This is a genomic window from Nocardioides rubriscoriae, from assembly GCF_008087085.1.
GTDB lineage: Bacteria > Actinomycetota > Actinomycetes > Propionibacteriales > Nocardioidaceae > Nocardioides > Nocardioides rubriscoriae.
On the sequence record NZ_VIYJ01000005.1, the window covers coordinates 24,166 to 40,010 of the forward strand.

Annotated in this window: 13 protein-coding genes; 4 read left to right on the forward strand and 9 right to left on the reverse strand. The window is 73.1% G+C overall.

All coding sequences use genetic code 11. The features are described from left to right. Positions 1–692: 692 nt before the first annotated feature. The 8 genes from FZC61_RS09810 to FZC61_RS09845 all read right to left on the reverse strand — a co-directional run bounded on the left by FZC61_RS09810 (position 693) and on the right by FZC61_RS09845 (position 11,542). Complete coding sequence (locus tag FZC61_RS09810) at positions 693–1,715, reverse strand: glycosyltransferase family 2 protein (RefSeq protein ID WP_148613997.1); 1,023 nt, start codon at positions 1,713–1,715, stop codon at positions 693–695. A 31-nt stretch (positions 1,716–1,746) separates the two neighbouring features. Then, the gene (locus FZC61_RS09815) at positions 1,747–1,977 is read right to left on the reverse strand and encodes a hypothetical protein (protein ID WP_170286054.1); all 231 of its coding nucleotides are present in this window, start codon (positions 1,975–1,977) and stop codon (positions 1,747–1,749) included. 14 nt (positions 1,978–1,991) lie between these two features. After that, positions 1,992–3,296: a DUF6752 domain-containing protein gene (locus FZC61_RS09820; protein WP_148613999.1), complete on the reverse strand. Its 1,305-nt coding sequence runs from the start codon at positions 3,294–3,296 to the stop codon at positions 1,992–1,994. Next, on the reverse strand, positions 3,293–4,945 hold the full coding sequence (locus tag FZC61_RS23050) for a hypothetical protein (protein WP_170286055.1): 1,653 nt from the start codon (positions 4,943–4,945) through the stop codon (positions 3,293–3,295). The genes FZC61_RS09820 and FZC61_RS23050 overlap by 4 nt, the downstream gene beginning before the upstream one ends. A gap of 101 nt (positions 4,946–5,046) precedes the next feature. Then, complete coding sequence (locus FZC61_RS09830) at positions 5,047–8,154, reverse strand: endonuclease/exonuclease/phosphatase family protein (protein WP_148614000.1); 3,108 nt, start codon at positions 8,152–8,154, stop codon at positions 5,047–5,049. A gap of 119 nt (positions 8,155–8,273) precedes the next feature. Next, complete coding sequence (locus tag FZC61_RS09835) at positions 8,274–9,770, reverse strand: phospholipase D-like domain-containing protein (RefSeq protein WP_170286056.1); 1,497 nt, start codon at positions 9,768–9,770, stop codon at positions 8,274–8,276. A 144-nt stretch (positions 9,771–9,914) separates the two neighbouring features. Further along, positions 9,915–10,409, reverse strand: a complete 495-nt coding sequence (locus tag FZC61_RS09840) for a hypothetical protein (RefSeq protein ID WP_148614002.1) — start codon at positions 10,407–10,409, stop codon at positions 9,915–9,917. Then, a complete protein-coding gene (locus tag FZC61_RS09845; protein WP_148614003.1) occupies positions 10,406–11,542 on the reverse strand; it encodes an endonuclease/exonuclease/phosphatase family protein in 1,137 nt (378 codons plus the stop codon). The genes FZC61_RS09840 and FZC61_RS09845 overlap by 4 nt, the downstream gene beginning before the upstream one ends. Before the next feature lie 245 nt (positions 11,543–11,787). Here FZC61_RS09845 and FZC61_RS09850 point away from each other — a divergent pair, with 245 nt between their 5' ends. From FZC61_RS09850 to FZC61_RS09865, 4 genes are read left to right on the forward strand one after another with little or no spacing between them, the layout of a single operon-like run. Continuing rightward, on the forward strand, positions 11,788–13,065 hold the full coding sequence (locus FZC61_RS09850) for a magnesium transporter MgtE N-terminal domain-containing protein (RefSeq protein ID WP_148614004.1): 1,278 nt from the start codon (positions 11,788–11,790) through the stop codon (positions 13,063–13,065). Further along, the gene (locus FZC61_RS09855) at positions 13,058–13,663 is read left to right on the forward strand and encodes a DUF1003 domain-containing protein (RefSeq protein WP_211357196.1); all 606 of its coding nucleotides are present in this window, start codon (positions 13,058–13,060) and stop codon (positions 13,661–13,663) included. Before FZC61_RS09850 ends, FZC61_RS09855 begins: the two co-directional genes overlap by 8 nt. A gap of 12 nt (positions 13,664–13,675) precedes the next feature. Beyond that, the gene (locus FZC61_RS09860) at positions 13,676–14,848 is read left to right on the forward strand and encodes an Mrp/NBP35 family ATP-binding protein (RefSeq protein WP_148614006.1); all 1,173 of its coding nucleotides are present in this window, start codon (positions 13,676–13,678) and stop codon (positions 14,846–14,848) included. A 3-nt stretch (positions 14,849–14,851) separates the two neighbouring features. Beyond that, positions 14,852–15,211, forward strand: a complete 360-nt coding sequence (locus FZC61_RS09865; protein ID WP_148614007.1) for a sec-independent translocase — start codon at positions 14,852–14,854, stop codon at positions 15,209–15,211. Between the two features lie 55 nt (positions 15,212–15,266). Here FZC61_RS09865 and FZC61_RS09870 read toward each other — a convergent pair whose 3' ends face one another. After that, positions 15,267–15,806: a hypothetical protein gene (locus FZC61_RS09870; RefSeq protein ID WP_148614008.1), complete on the reverse strand. Its 540-nt coding sequence runs from the start codon at positions 15,804–15,806 to the stop codon at positions 15,267–15,269. Between the last annotated feature and the right edge of the window lie 39 nt (positions 15,807–15,845).

The window sequence follows — 15,845 nt, forward strand, 5'->3', positions numbered from 1 at the left end:
GCTCAGCACGCCCTCGACCACCAGCGCGAACCCGACGACGACGACCGCCAGCGTGCCGTAGGGGTTGCCGGCCGTGACGGCGAGCGCGCCGACCACGAAGGCCCACAGCGGGTTGGAGGCCCCACGCAGCACGCGACGCAGCATCAGCCACACCCACGGCGTGTAGGCGAGCGCCATCAGTCCCGACGGCCACGACCCGGCGTCCCAGTAGAGGGTGAAGCCGGAGAACGGCAGGGCGGTGGCCACGACCGCGGCGGCCCACGGCTCGGCGGCGTACTCGCGGGCCAGGGCGTAGGTCCCGAGGGCGAGGGCCACCATCAGGGTCAGCTTGACCAGCATGGTGGCGACCAGCAGGTCGGGAGCCATCGACACGAACAGCCAGACCACGACGTTGAGCGGGTTGTAGACACCGTGCAGGCCCTCGGCCGCGTAGTTGCCGCCCTGCCAGGCGTCGGGGTCGAGCACCGGCGGGTAGGCGCCGTCGCGGACCATCTGGCCCAGGTGGTACCAGGTGGGCGCGAACTGCGCGGCGGTGTCACCGCGTTGGTAGAACTGGTGGTGCAGCACGAAGGGCACCAGGCCGTAGAGCGCCGTCACCCCCGCCACCAGTGCGGGCCAGCGCCACGACGCGCGCTCGACGGGGGCCTCGGCGCGCCGGGGGGCGGCCGCGCGGGCCTCGGGGACGGTCGTGGTCACGCGTGGTCCTTGCGCTCGGCGCCGGCCGGCGCGTGGAGCAGGTCGCGCGGCAGCCGCGAGACCTGGCCGATCGGCAACGTCACCGGCGTCGCCGCCGGGCCCGCGCTGCTCTCGCGCAGCAGGAAGAGCGGACGCCGCTTGGTCTCGGCGTAGATCCGGCCGAGGTACTCGCCGATCACGCCGAGCAGGATCATCTGCAGGCCGCCGAACCCCGTGATCGCGCAGATCAACGTGACGTAGCCCGGGGAGTCGACGCCCCCGACCGCGGCCTGGACGAGCACCGTCAGGGCGTAGCCGAACGCGACCACGGTGACGAGGATGCCGATCCACAGCGAGATCCGCAGCGGGCGGTAGTTGAACGACACCACGCCGTCGATGCCGTAGTTGAACAGCGCGCGCATGCTCCACTTGGTGGCGCCCGCCTCGCGCGAGACGTTCTCGTAGTCGATGATCGCCGTCGGGAACCCGATCCAGGCAAACAGGCCCTTGGAGAACCGGTTGGTCTCGCCGAGGGTCAGCAGGGCGTCGACGGCGGGGCGGCTGAGCACGCGGAAGTCGCCGACGCCGTCCTCGAGCTCGATCTCGATCATCCGGTTGATGAGCTTGTAGTAGAGGCGCGACAACGCGGTGCGGACGACGGGGTCGTCGGTGCGGGTGCGGCGGGCGATCACCTGGTGGTAGCCCTCGTCGAGCTTGGGCATCATCTCGGCCAGCAGGTGGGGCGGGTGCTGCAGGTCGGCGTCGAGGATGGCGACCCGGTCGCCGTCGGCCCAGCTGAGACCGGCCAGCATGGCCGACTCCTTGCCGAAGTTGCGGCTCAGCGACAGGTAGCGGAACCGCGGGTCGCCCGCGGAGATCTCGCGCAGCATCTCGAGGGTGCGGTCGCGGCTGCCGTCGTCGACCAGGATCACCTCCCAGGTCGTGCCGAGGTCGGCGAGCTCGGCCCGCAGCACCTCGACCAGGCGGGGCAGCGACTCCTCCTCGTTGAAGCAGGGGACCACGACCGACAGCTGAGGCACGACGCCCGCCCACGACCGCTGGGAGCCTGGTTCAGGCGTCGTCACCGGCGTCTCCTTCCAGGCTCTCCAGCAAGGGCACCAGGCTAGCCTCGAGGGCGGCGACCTGGGCCTGCAGACCCACGGCGAGCCGGGTGTTCTCGTGCACGGCGACCTCGAGCAGGTCGACGGCGTGCTCGTCGGCGGCCACGAGCCTGAGCTCGGTGCGCCCGCTCAGCCGCCGGGCGGCCTCGACCACCGACGCGTCGAGCAGTCGGTCGGGCACGCGGATCCTCGGCCTCACAGCGCGTCTCGCCGGTAGCGCCGCAGCGCACGCCCCGTCACCTGTCCACCGCGGTGGCGCGGCAGCACCAGCTCGGTCACGACGTCCTGCAGGGCCGCGACGCGCAGGTGCAGCTCGCGCCCGGCGGCGACCTCGGCCTCCAGGGCCGTGATGCGCTGGCGCAGGGCGGCGTCGCGGCGCTGGACCCGCGCGCCCACCGCGCGACGCGCGAGGGTGCCGGCGGTGCGGCGTACGCCGGAGGCGTCGTCGTCGGCGGGGTGGTCGGCGGTGCCGCTGACCGCACGCTCGCGCAGCTGCGCCAGCAGCGCTGCGATCACCTCGACGGACACGTCGAGCAGCTCGGCGTCGGCGACGTCGCCGGGCAGGCGCGTGCCGCGCGAGGAGGCGACCAGGTCGTCGAGGTCGCCGTGGACGGCCCAGCCCGCGGCCCGGATCTGCTCGCGGGCGCGGTCGGCCACCTCGCCCGCCTGCTCCAGCTGCGCCGGTGGCGTGCCGATCTGCTCGTCGCCGAGGCCGGCCAGGATGCCGTGGGCGAGCGTGTCGCGCAACCACACGGCCTGCTCGCGGTTGTCGCTGCGCAGCGGCTCGGGCAGCCGGCCGTTGACGCGCCGCAGCAGCTCGGACTCGACGACACCGAGGGACTCGTTGCTGCGCCCGACCGACAGCTCGACCGCCAGGTCGTCGAGGGCGCACGCCTCGGCGAACCGGTGCCACAGCTCGGCCGGGTCGCCGCCGGCGCGCGGGACCGTGACGACGTGGACCTGCGCGGGCGGCAGGGTCGACCCCCAGCGCCGGGCGACGCCGGCGGGGTCCATGGTGCGCCAGCCCCACTCGCTTCGCTGGTGCGACTCGGGGGGCGGGGTCCAGGCCTCGAGGCGCTTGCGCAGGCCGAACTTGAGGCGTTCCTGCCAGGCCGAGGGGACCGCCAGCCCCAGGTCACGGCTGGTGACCACGACGTGCACCTCGAGCCCCTCGATGGCGGCGAGGTCGGCAAGGGCCTTCTCCGCCTGGGGACGCGAGGCCGCCGAGAAGAGCTCGTAGCTGAGCACCGCCGACTCCCCCGGCCACGACCGCACCTGGTCGACCAGCCGCTGCCAGGCCTGGCGGCGGCGGGCCGGGAGCCGCTCGAGCCGCGGGTCGTCGCGCACGACCATCGCCGCGTGGATGCGGTCGACCTGGCTGCCGCCGACGACCAGGACGCCGGCGTCGGCGAGGAGCCCACGGTTGACCTCGAGGACACGCTGGAGGTAGGTCGTGCCCGACTTGGGCGACCCCACGTGCAGGTAGAGGCGGCGGGTCATGCGGCGCTCCCGTCGTTGAGGGCACTGAGGCCGTGGGGGTGGTCGTCGGTGTCGTCGCGGTCGTCGGTGTCGTCGATGTCGGTCCCGTCGTCGGCGCTGGCCCGCGCCGGGAAGTCGATCACGAATCGCCACCGCGCGGGCGGACCGCCACGCGCGGCCCGTCGTCCCTCTGCGACGCCCTCACGGTGCACGACGCGCGCGCCCAGACGGCGTACCTCGTCGAGGACCCGGTCGGGGTCGAAGGACCGGACCGGACCGGAGTCTCGCTGGGGCCAGGCGGCGGCGTCCTCGCGCGACCAGCTGACGCCCTCGACGAACAGCAACCCTCCGCGGTCGAGGCTCAACCTCAGCAGCAGCCAGAGGTGCTCGACGCCGTCGGGGTCGAGGGCCTCGAACACGTCGCGCACGCACACGGCGTCGAGACGGTGGCCACGCGCCAGGAGCGCCCCGCGCGTGATGACGTCGCGCAGGTCGTAGAGGTTGAGGTCACCCGCGGCGGCGCCGGCGGCGCGCGCCCGACGGCGGGCCGCGACGGGCGTGGCGTAGTCGAGGCCGCGGCACCGGTGCCCGGACTCGGCCCAGAAGGCCAGGTCGGCCGCGCTGCCCATCCCGATCTCGACCAGGCTGCTGCCGGGTCGCAGCCGCTCGTGGACGAAGCGGGCGAAGTCCGACGGGGCGTCGCCGGCCTCGGCCCGCAGCGCCGCCGTACGACGCCACTCACGGCGTCCGCGCATCAGCTGCCCGAACCAGCCGTCGAACCGGCGGGCGACCTCGCGGCCGGGGCGGTGCTCGAACGACGGGTCGGGCACCCGCCACGACGGACCGTAGGACACCGCGAGGATGGCGGCCACGTCGGCCGGAGCCGGGAACTCGCGCCCCTCGAAGGTGATGGTGCCCAGGGGCAGGACGGCCGAACGCGGGACCTCGGTGCGGACCGTGGCCGTCTCGTGCAGGAGCCCGTCGAGGAAGAACGCCGTGTAGAGGTCGATGCTCGCGGTACCGCCGTCGGGGGCGTCGATGACGACGGTGATGAACGAGGCCGACTTGATGTCGACCACCATGCCGGCCCGGCGCAGCGTGCGCGCGATCTGCCACATCTCCTGCGCCATGAGGGCGGGGGTCGGCTGCTCGCTGAGGTAGCACAGGTCGATGTCGGAGTCGTGGCCGATGGCCCGGCCCTCACGGGCGGCGCCCAGGAGGGTGCCGAAGGCCAGCCAGGCGGGGACGCCGCAGTCGTCGCGCAGCACCTCGAGGATGCGCGCGGTCTGGTCGACCATGAGCTCGACCACGCCCGAGGCGCGGCGGTTCTCGAGCGGGCGCTGCACGAGGCCCCACTTGTCGATGACGATCTTGTTGCCGTGCTTGTCGGTCAGGTCGAGCGGCTCGGTGCTGCCGCCGAAGACGACGTCGTCGTCGACGAGGACCGCGCCGGACTCGTCGACCACCTGCACCCGGGCGGTGCCGACCAGTCGGCGACGCAGCGCACGCGGGAACGCCAGGGTGGTCTCGACGGCGTCGCCGGGGCGCCCGCCGGCGCCCGGCACGCAGGACCAGATCCGGTCACCGGCGATGAGGAGGTCGACGGGCCCGTCGGGGTAGGTCACGAGATGGATGCCGACATCGTCGACCCGGGCCCCCGGGGTAGTCATCGCCTCGTCGTCCCTCCCTGGTTCGCGTCGCAGGCCGTGGGCGGCGTGCCTGCCGGCGCCCACGGGGCGGTCGTCGAGCACCGCCCACGAACCCTGGAACGCTACCCCATGGTGAACGACACGACCGACACCGAGTGGTCGGTGGTGCGCTGCACCATCGCACCCTGCTCGATGCGCAGTCCGGAGAACCGTCCGCGCGACCCGAAGATCTGGTCGACCCGGATGCCGCGCGGCGGGACGCACCGGTCGGGGCTGGTGCTCGGACCGAGCGCGGCCACGAGGTCGGTCTGTCCGACGACCTTGCAGTAGAGCTCCTCGTGCTCGTTGAAGTCGCCGGTCAGCAGCACCGGGATCTGGTCCTTCGACAGCTCCTTGACCGCCATGATCAGGATCTTGGTCCCACGGTCGCGGTCGGCCTCGAGCCCGCCCGGCGAGAGGTGCACGTTGACCAGGTAGATCTCCTTGCCCGACGCGTTGTTGCGCAGGCGCACGATCGGCTGGGGACGCCGGCCGTCCATGAACGGGACCGAGATCGTGTCCTTCCAGCGCAGGCTCCAGGTGTCCTTGCGCCACATCACCGACTGCGGCGCACCGCTGTAGCCGAGCTCGTTGCCCGGGTAGAACCCGAACTTCCCGCCCGTGGCCAGGTCGAGCGACCCGATCTGGTCGGGCTGGCTCTCCTGGAGCCCGAGGAGATCGGCGTCGCGCGCCCGGATCAGCTCGCCGGCCCACTCCGCACGGATCCGCCCCGGCGCCCAGTCGGGCCGGTCGCCGCCGGGCGCGGTGTGCTGGGTGCCGAGCACGTTGAAGGTCATCAGCCGCGAGGTGACCGCAGCGGAGCGAGCCATGCCGCCGGGCGTGGCGCCGGTCGCGGCGCGGGCCGAGACCGCGGGCCGCGGCCGGCTCCCGATCGCGCGCTCGACGACCTCGGCGGGACTGACCTCGGGGTCGCTCTCGATACCGGGGCGCGCGTCGTAGCCACCGGCCGTCGTACGACCAGAGGCACCGGCACCGCCGGAGGCGGCCTGACCGACCTCGTTGGACCCCCAGCACGTGACGACCTGGTCGGTCCGGGCCGCGCAGGCGTGGAGCCAGCCGGCGGTCACCGACGAGACGCCCGTCGGGGCGGCGCGACGGACCGGGCGCAGGACCGGGGCCGTGGACGCCGTCGGGGAGACCAGTCCGTAGCGGTTGTCGCCCCAGCACCACACGGCGCCGCCGCCGGCCACCGCGCACGTGCTGCCGTCGGCCACGGCGACCGAGGTCCAGGCGCCGCCGCCCAGCACGGCGGTGGGGCGGGTGCGGAGGGTCTGGGTGCCGTCGCCCAGCTGGCCGCGGTCGTTGAGCCCCCAGCACCACAGGGTGCCGTCGGCGCGGACACCGCAGGTGTGGCCGTAGCCGGTGCTGAGCTGGAGCCAGTTGTCGGTCTCGGCGCCCACGCGGCGCGGCGAGACCTGACGGTCGACGTTGCCGAGGCCGAGCTGGCCCAGCTGGTTGTCGCCCCAGCACCAGGCCGAGCCGTCGGTGCGGATGCCGCACGAGTGCCATCCGCCGGTGGCGACCGAGCGCCACGTCGCGGCGTCGACCCGACGCGGCTGGTCGGCGGACCGGCTGGTCCGCCCCAGCCCCAGGGAGCCGCGCAGGTTCTGGCCCCAGCACCACAGCGAGGAGTCGGTCATCACGCCGCAGGCGTGGTGCCAGGCGAGCGAGACGTCGCTCCAGGTGCCGGTGCCGACGACGCGCGGCTTGAGGACCGGCCGGCTCTGCCCGGTGCCGACCTGGCCGTAGTTGTTCAGGCCCCAGCAGGAGAGGCGTCCGGTGCTCTTGATGCCGCAGGACGCCGCACCACCCGTCACGACCTGCGCCCAGTCGCCGCCCAGGACCTTGGTCGGGGCGAGGCGACGCGTCGTGGTGCCGTCGCCGATCTGGCCGTAGTCGTTGCGTCCCCAGCAGTACGCCGTGCCGTCGGCTCGGGTCTGGCACGAGGTCTGCCCGCCTGCACCCAGCCCGGCGACACCGGCGGCGGGGGCGGCGACGACGATCGAGAGCACCCCGGACCTCGAGCCGGTGGCCGGGGCGGTCCCGCGCACCGTGTAGGTCATCGAGTAGGAGCCGCTGTCGCTCGGCGTACCGGTGAGCAGGCCCGTGGGCGACAGGGTCAACCCGGGGACCTCGCTCGTGGCCGTCCAGGTGACCCCGGGACGCGCCGAGGAGGCGACGTCGACGGTGAGCTGGTGGCTCAGCGGCTCTCCGGCCGTGCCGCTGGCGAGCTGGGTGGCCGGCGCTGGGACTGGCTGCAACCGGGTACGGGTGGCCAGGGACGCCGTCTCACGCCTGATCGCTGCTCCCCCGCCCTTGGTCGTGGCGTAGCCGCGGGCGACGGCGAACGCGCGTCGCACGGAGGTCGCGCCCGGGTCGCACACCAGGTCGCCGAAGGTGCAGACCGTGCCCACGCCGAAGGTGGCGGTGGCACCCGGGACGTCGTCGGGGGGCGGGGAGAACCGGTGGACGATGATGCCCGTGCTGGCGCGCACGGCCGACGGGGCCCCGGTCAGGTGGGACCTGGTCTGGTAGCGGCGGTCGGGGTCGGAGACCAGCACCGCGCCGGCGACCCGGCCGAGCCGGCCGGCCGAGGCCTCGCGGTCCAGCAGCCGGTGCACGACCGAGGCGCCCTGGGCGTAGCCGACCAGGGCGAGCTGCTCGTCGGGGCAGGTGGCGGCACGCTCGGCGATCAGCCGGGCCGCCGCCTGCACCTGGGTGCCGATCGGACCCTGCCAGGAGCGCAGCGCCTTGCGGCGTACCGCGTCACCGGCGTCGCGTCGGCGACGGTCGTACCCGTCGACCATGACGCTCAGGGCCGCCGTGCTGACGGGCACCCGCAGGCGCAGCACCGAGCGCGACCCGAGGGAGGCGGCGTAGGCACTGACGGTCCGCGACACCGTCGGACCGAAGGTCGCACCACTGGCCGGGCGCTCGCCGTTGCCATCGATCCCCACGACCACCACGTCGCGACAGGGCGCCGACCGCTGGGCCGTCGCCAGTGCCGTGGTCCGGACCGTGGCCTGGGCGGCCCGCTGGGCCGAGCCGACCGAGGCGGCCTGGCCGGGGGCGGCCATGGCCGAGACCGTCACCAGCACTGCCAGGAGCGCCGCCACGACCAGTCGGGCGCTCGACGAGGAGCGGATGGTACGACACGAAGATCGGATCACGAGTCACGAGAGTACGCGTGTTTCACTTCTTTCACACCCGTTGCGCCAGATCGGGCCGTGGGAGTCGGTTCCCAGGGCCCGATCCGGTGCTCAGGTCGTGCTGGTCGGGCGGGTCCCGCTCAGCCCTCGGCCTTGATCATGGCGTAGGGATCGACACCGCGGGCCCGGGCGATGGCGAGGGTGCGGGCGTCGACCTGCGCGGGGGTCAGCGCGACCCCGCGACGCTCGGCGGTGCCCTGCGTGTCGGTGGTCCACGACGCGGGCCGGCTGACGTAGAGGCGGTCGATCCAGCGCAGGTAGGCGCGCGCCACGGCCGGACGGCGGATCTCGCCGACCTCCTCGTCACTCTCCAGCGCGGTCTGCGTCCAGTTGGCCGAGCCGTTCCAGACGATCTCGGCGCTGGTGTCGCGGCCGTAGACACCACTGATGGCCATGGCCTTCATGTGGATGTAGCGGTCGTAGACGCCGTCGTCGTTGGCGTCGTAGGCGAGGTGGGTCATGCCGATGCCGGCGTTGCGCATCATCTTGACGACGTCGCCGCCGAACATCGCGTAGACGAACTTGATGTCGCAGCCGCGCTTGCGCATGGTGATCAGGCGCCTGGCGATGAGCTTGCCACGGTCGCCGAACATGCCGGTCTGGCCGATGCGGATCTTGGTGCGGCCGTTGGTGCCGGTGCCGTCGGTCGCCCCCTGGCAGCGGATCTTGTTGAGGATGCGCAGGGTGGGGTCGCCCTGCTTCTCGGCCTGGGGCCCGGCGTAGGGGTAGTAGGTCATCGAGAACTTGGGCCCGTAGCTGTACTGGCGCAGAGGCGGACGCACCCACTCGTCGCGCGCCATCTGGTTGAAGACGCCGATCCAGTCGTCGTAGAAGTTGGCCCAGCCCTTGACGGTGTAGACGTCGTTCCACTGGATGGTCGCCGCCAGCACCGTGGCGTTGTTGGAGCCGTAGATGACGACGTCCTTGGACTTCCGGCCGACCTTGCTGAAGGCGTAGAACTTCGTGTGCGCGATCCCGAGCGGGAACCGGCACGAGCCCTGGCACTTGCGCAGCCAGCTGCGCATCTCGGGCGTGCGCTTCTTGTTGCCCTCGCGCAGCGCGCGCTGGACGTAGTCGGCGTCGCTGTTGGGGTTGCCGGCGGTCGCGTTGAGCGAGTCCATGATCACGCGAACCGAGACACCGCGGCGGTGCGCGCTGACGAGGGCCGCCGCGATCTTCTTACTGCGCAGGTTCCAGGCGGCGATCCGGATCTTCTCCCCGCGCGGCACGCCGTCGATGCTGGCCACGATGTGGCGGAAGATGCGGTAGCGCGCCTCGTCGCCGCCGTAGGGGTCGTTGAACATGACGCCGGGCTGCGGATTGTAGGGCCTGGCGCGGTTGCGGGCGGTGGCGGTCGCGCCGCCGGTGCTCTTGACGCCCCTGGTGAGCTCGGGGGCCCTCGAGGCGGACGCGGTGCGGCCCTTGCCGCGGCCACCGTCACCGGACCGGGCGACGGTCGCGGGACCGGCCACCGACGCGGCGGACACCGCGGGCGCTCCGGCGTCGGCCGCACCGACGAACGCCGGCGCCACCGTCAGGGACGTCGCCACGAGGACGGTGAGGAGAGGGGCCGTCAACCGCTGGGTGAAGCGATGGGAAACAGGACTCACTTGGTGGTTCCACTCTGCTGGATGGGAGCACATCACGGGGGCTGACCGACACTGTAAGGCCCGGACGTGAACCGGACCGACTCCGCGTCGGTCGGCGTGTGGCGGAACCTCTCAGGCCGCGCAGGCCCGGATCGCGCGGCGGTAGCCGGGGTCGCGGACCGCCGGTCCGTCGGTGTCGTTGATGACCCGCCCCCCGAGAGCGTAGTGGTCGCGGTAGACCACCAGGGTCGCGCCTGTCGAGCAGGTGAACGCCATGGCCTCGACCACCGCGTCGCCCTCCAGGCAGCCGAGGTAGCGGCGCGGCAGGGTCTCCTGCGACCAGACCTCGTCACAGGCCGGCAGGCGCGGCGCGGACGGCCGCGTGGGCTGCGGGGGCTGCGTGGGCTGCGTCGGAACGGCGGTGGAGGTCGCGGGCATCGTGCTGGCGGGAGCCGTCGAGGCGGTGTCGGCGGCGCTCGCGTCACCGCCCGCGTCGGTGGCACCGCACCCGCCGGCCACGACGACCACGACCGCCGCGAGGGCGAGCGGTCGCAGGGCCCGCCCGGGGGTGGAGAGCCGGCTGGACAGCGGGCTGGAGAGCGGGAGGCGAAGCTGGATGGTCCTCATGAGGCCGCCTCGATGACGTCGGGGTCCGGGGGGACCCCGATCGTCGCATCCGCGTGGAGGAAGTAGTGGTCGCTGGCACCGGTGGAGATGGAGGCACCGTCCTGGACGTAGCCGGAGAACGAGGCCCGGGCGCCCATGATCCAGTCGACGCGCAGCGGGCCCGGGGGCAGGGAGCAACCGTTGGCGCCGCTGCCGCCGTTGGCGGCCACCATCCCCGTGGCGGGCGCGACCCGGCAGAAGAACTCGGTGTGCTCGTTCATGTCGCCGACGATGAAGACCGGGAGGCCGGTCGCGCGCAGGCGGTTGATCAGGTTGATCTCGATCGTGGTCGCCGAGTCGCGCTCGCCCTCGAGGTCGCGCGCCGAGTTGTGCGTGTTGATGAGGTAGAGCTCGGCGCCGGTGTCGCGGTGGCGCAGCAGCACCCAGGGCATCGGGATCCGCATGCTGGTGAAGGTGTAGTCGACCGAGCCGCCCTCGACGAACTCGAACATCGAGCTGCGCCAGGCGACCTGGTGGCGGTAGCCCTGGGGGCCCAGGGCGTCTCGGGGCCAGAAGGAGTAGCCGGGCATGTTCGACTCGAAGACGCCCTGCTGGTCGCGCTGCACCTCCTGCAGGCCGATCAGGTCGACGCCCCGGCTGGTGATCAGGCCGGCCGAGGTGGCCGCGCGGGCCTGGCCACGGGGCACGTGGTTGCTGCCGAGGATGTTGTAGGTGCCGATCCGGAAGGTCACGGTCGCGTCGCGCATGGCGCGCGCCCGGGCACGGGCCCGGGCCTTCTCGACGTCGAGCTCGCGGCGGACCTGCTCCTTGAACCGCACCATCGCAGCGAGCCTGCGTCGCTGAGCCGGCGCCGCGGACACGGGAACCGTCGTCGGGGCCGCGGAGGTGGCAGGCGCGGTGGGCGCCGGCGCGGAGGTCGACTGCGGGGCCGGGGTCACGGGAGCCGTGGCCACGGTCGGGGCGAGCCGGCCGGCCGCCTCCCCCGCGCTCGCGCCGGGGACGCTGCTCCCGAAGCCGGTGACCAGGGCCGCTGCTGCGGCGACGGCACCCACGACGCCGACCAGCGTGATCACCACCGCGAGCGCCGTCGGGAGTCCGTGACGTCGCACTGACGGGGTGCGGTGTAAGGGCACGCGTTGCTCCTGGCTCCACTGCGAGAAGGGACGAAACGCCCTGGGTCGTCCCCCGATGGTACGGCAACGCGACGACGCGCGGAGCGACTCGTGACGGCCCGCCCGTCGAGCCGCTGCCCGATCGTCGGCATCGCCTGATTCACTGTCCACAGACCTACAGCACCGGGTCCGCGACGACGTGCCCCGACCGTCCTCGGCCTGCGACGACCTCGAGACCCCGGTGCCCGACGCGAAAGGAGATCACGGTGAGCAGCACGCCGACCCGGGTGTACGCCGCCCGCATGGTCGGCCTCCCGATCTTCGACCCCCAGGGTGACCAGGTCGGCAAGGTCCGCGACCTCGTCGTCACCATGCGGTCCGAGGCCAGCCAGCCCCGGGTGCTCGGCCTGGTGGCCGAGGTCTTCGGTCGCCGACGGATCTTCGTGCCGATGACCCGGGTGACCAACGTCGACAGCGGCCAGGTCTACACGACCGGGCTGCTCAACATGCGCCGCTTCGAGCAGCGTTCCACCGAGACGCTGGTGATCGGCCAGATGCTCGACCGCCAGGTCACGATCCCCGGTCCGGGTGACCGCCGGATCACCGGGACCGTCTACGACGTCGGCATGGAGCAGGGCCGCACCCGCGACTGGGTGCTGAGCCGGGTCGCGGTCCAGGAGCCGGCCAAGGCGCTGCGGCGGCGCGGGCAGACCCATGTCGTGGAGTGGCGCGACGTGCAGGGCCTGGCCAAGCCCGGCGGTGACGCCCAGGGCGCGACGGCGCTGCTGCACGCGCTCAACGAGATGCGGCCGGCCGACGCGGCGACGATGATCCACGACCTGCCGCTCGAGCGGCGTACGGCGGTCGTCGCCGCCCTCGACGACGAGCGGCTGGCCGACGTGCTGGAGGAGCTGCCCGAGGAGGACCAGGTCGCCATCCTCGAGCGCCTCGACTCCGAGCGGGCCGCCGACGTCCTCGAGGAGATGTCGGCCGACGACGCCGCCGACCTCATCGCCGACCTGCCGCCCGAGACCGCCGAGATCCTGCTGGGGCTGATGGAGCCCGAGGAGGCCGAGGACGTCCGGCGCCTGATGTCCTACGTCGAGAACACGGCCGGCGCGATGATGACCCCCGAGCCCGTGGTCCTCGGCCCCGACGCCACCGTCGCCGACGCGCTGGCCCACGTGCGCAACCCCGACCTCACGCCCGCGCTGGCCGCCCTGGTCTACGTGTGCCGGCCGCCGCTGGAGACCCCGACCGGTCGCCTCATCGGCATCGCCCACATCCAGCGGCTGCTGCGCGAGCCCCCCTCGACACTGGTGGCCGGGGCCCTCGACGACTCCCTGGAGAGCCTGCGTCCCGAGGCCACCATCGACCAGGTGGCCGCCCACCTGGCGACCTACAACCTGGTCTGCGCCCCCGTGGTCGACGAGAACGGTCACCTGCTGGGCGCGGTCACCGTCGACGACCTGCTCGACCACATGCTGCCGGTCGGCTGGCGCGACCAGGCCCTGAGCAGCCACGAGGGCCGTGGCCGTGGCTGAGCGCTCCGAGCGGTCCGAGGCCCGCGAGCGGCGCGAGCGTCGCGAGCGGCTCGAGCGGCTCGACACCCCGCGCGACAACCGGCGCCAGATCGTGCGGCGCCCGTCCTACGACTCCGACGCGTTCGGGATCTTCGCCGAGCAGTTCGCGCGCTTCATGGGCACCGCGACCTTCCTGGCCTACATGACCCTGTTCGTCATCGTCTGGGTCGCCGGCAACGTGCTGCTGCCCGGTGGCGACCGGTGGGACGCCTACCCGTTCATCTTCCTGACCCTGGTGCTCAGCCTGCAGGCGTCGTACGCCGCGCCGCTGATCCTGCTGGCCCAGAACCGCCAGGAGCAGCGCGACAAGGTCATCAACGAGCAGGACCGTCAGGCCAACACGCGCGCCCACGCCGACATGGAGTTCCTCGCCCGCGAGGTCGCCTCGCTGCGGATGGCCGTGGGTGAGGTGGCGACCCGCGACTACGTGCGCTCCGAGCTCCGCTCGTTGCTCGCCGAGCTCGACGACCGGGTCGCGGAGGCGGCCGACCGCATCTTCGACGGGCGTGGGGCGTCTCACCACCCCGTCGACGAACGGCCGGCACCACCGACCTCCTAGACTCGGGTCATCATGAGCGCACCCACCCGCGAGCAGGTCGACGCCGCCCTGGCGACCGTGCAGGACCCCGAGATCAAGCGTCCGATCACCGAGCTCGGCATGGTCGACACCGTCGAGATCACCGACGAGGGCCTCGTCCGGCTGACCGTCCTGCTGACCGTCGCCGGCTGCCCCCTCAAGGACACCATCACGCGCGACGTCAACGGCGCCCTGCGCACGGTCGACGGCGTCACCGACGTCGACCTCACGCTGGGCGTGATGACCGCCGAGCAGCGCTCGGGCCTCAAGGAGGTCCTGCAGGGCGGCAAGGCCCAGCGCGAGATCCCGTTCTCCCAGCCCGGCAACCTGACCAAGGTCTACGCGGTCGCCAGCGGCAAGGGCGGCGTCGGCAAGTCGTCGGTCACCGTCAACCTCGCCCTGGCCCTGGCCAAGCAGGGCCTGAAGGTCGGGTTGGTCGACGCCGACATCTACGGCCACTCCGTGCCCGCGATGCTCGGGGTCGCCGACGCGCGACCCACCCAGGTCGACGACCTGATCATGCCGGTGCCCACGGCGTCCGGCGTGTCGGTCATCTCGATCGGGATGCTCAAGCCCCGCCGTGACCAGGTCGTCGCGTGGCGCGGGCCGATGCTCGACCGTGCGCTCGTCCAGATGCTCTCCGACGTGTTCTGGGGCGACCTCGACGTGCTGCTGCTCGACCTGCCGCCCGGCACCGGCGACGTCGCGATCTCGCTGGGCCAGCACCTGCCCGGCGCCGAGGTCATCGTCGTGACGACCCCGCAGGAGGCGGCCGCCGAGGTCGCCGAGCGGGCCGGCACGATGGCCTCGATGATGCACCAGCGCGTCGTCGGCGTCATCGAGAACATGAGCTACCTGCCCTGCCCGCACTGCACCCCCGAGGGCCCCGACCACGCCGACCACCGCATCGAGATCTTCGGCTCCGGCGGTGGCGACCGGGTGGCCGCCACACTCGGCGAGCGCTTCGGCTACGACGTCCCGGTGCTCGGCCGGATCCCGATCGACATCTCGCTGCGCGAGGGCGGTGACGCCGGCAAGCCGATCGTCGAGTCCGACCCGACCGCCCCGGCCGCCCGGGTGCTGACCTCCGTCGCCGAGACCCTGTCGGGTCGCAGCCGTGGCCTGGCCGGCATGCAGCTCGGCCTCACCCCCAGCAGCAGGTTCTGACCCATGGCCGCCCTGTCGCCCCTGCTCATCGGCGACATCGGCTTCGGTGAGCTGATCGTGATCGCCCTCGTGGCGGTCCTGGTCTTCGGGCCCGACAAGCTGCCCGAGCTCGCCAAGCAGGCCGGCCAGCTGATGCGCAAGGCCCGCGACTTCGCCAACACCGCCCGCGACGACCTGCGCGAGGAGCTCGGACCCGAGTTCGCCGACCTCGAGCTGCGCGACCTCGACCCCCGCGCGATCGTGCGCAAGCACATCGTGGAGGCGATGGAGGACGCCGGCGAGGAGGCCTCACGACCCAAGAAGCGCGGTCAGCGGCCGCTCTTCGAGGGCGAGCTCCCGCCGTACGACGCCGAGTCGACCTGACACAGACGTGCCGTCGGGCCCCGGCGGCCCCTGTGGCCTCGGCGGAGCGCCACCGTCACACCTCGCGGCTCTGCACGGCGGCGACGGCGGCGAACGCGACCAGCACCACCCGGGGCGGCTCGCCCTCGAGCACCTCGGCGAAGTCCTGACCTACGCGACGCACCGTGCCGTCGTGACGACCGCCGTCGAGGCGGTGCACGACGCACCGCTCCCCCGCGTCGGCGAGGCGGCGTAGCGCCGAGCCGAGGCCCAGCCGCGTGACGGGCGACCACGCCACCTCGGGCACCGCGCGGTCCGACGCACCGTCGACGGCGGCGACCGCCTCCAGCCGCACGACCCAGTCCTGGACGGGTCCGGCCACCAGGCACCAGCCCTGTGCGACCCGCTCCAGCCGGCCGGTGACGGCCCCGACCCCGGTGACGTGCACCGTGACCTGCCGCTCGAGCGAGGCCATCAGCCGCGCCACGAGTGGCACCTGCTGGTACTCCGCTCGCTCGCGGTCGGCCAGCTCGGGGGCCCGGTCGGCGTCGAAGAGGGCCCCGGCCTGCTGCTCGAGGTCGTCGAGGAATGCGAACAGGTCCTCCTCCCACGCCATGGCGCGAGCCTAGACGTCGCTCGAGCTGGGCTGTGGACA

Excerpts from the sequence above, each read along its gene's own strand:
- FZC61_RS09820 (WP_148613999.1), bottom strand. The coding sequence starts at position 3,296 with ATGACCCGCCGCCTCTACCTGCACGTGGGGTCGCCCAAGTCGGGCACG.
- FZC61_RS23050 (WP_170286055.1), bottom strand. The coding sequence starts at position 4,945 with ATGACTACCCCGGGGGCCCGGGTCGACGATGTCGGCATCCATCTCGTG.
- FZC61_RS09840 (WP_148614002.1), bottom strand. The coding sequence starts at position 10,409 with ATGAGGACCATCCAGCTTCGCCTCCCGCTCTCCAGCCCGCTGTCCAGC.
- FZC61_RS09860 (WP_148614006.1), top strand. The coding sequence starts at position 13,676 with ATGAGCGCACCCACCCGCGAGCAGGTCGACGCCGCCCTGGCGACCGTG.
- FZC61_RS09865 (WP_148614007.1), top strand. The coding sequence starts at position 14,852 with ATGGCCGCCCTGTCGCCCCTGCTCATCGGCGACATCGGCTTCGGTGAG.
- FZC61_RS09870 (WP_148614008.1), bottom strand. The coding sequence starts at position 15,806 with ATGGCGTGGGAGGAGGACCTGTTCGCATTCCTCGACGACCTCGAGCAG.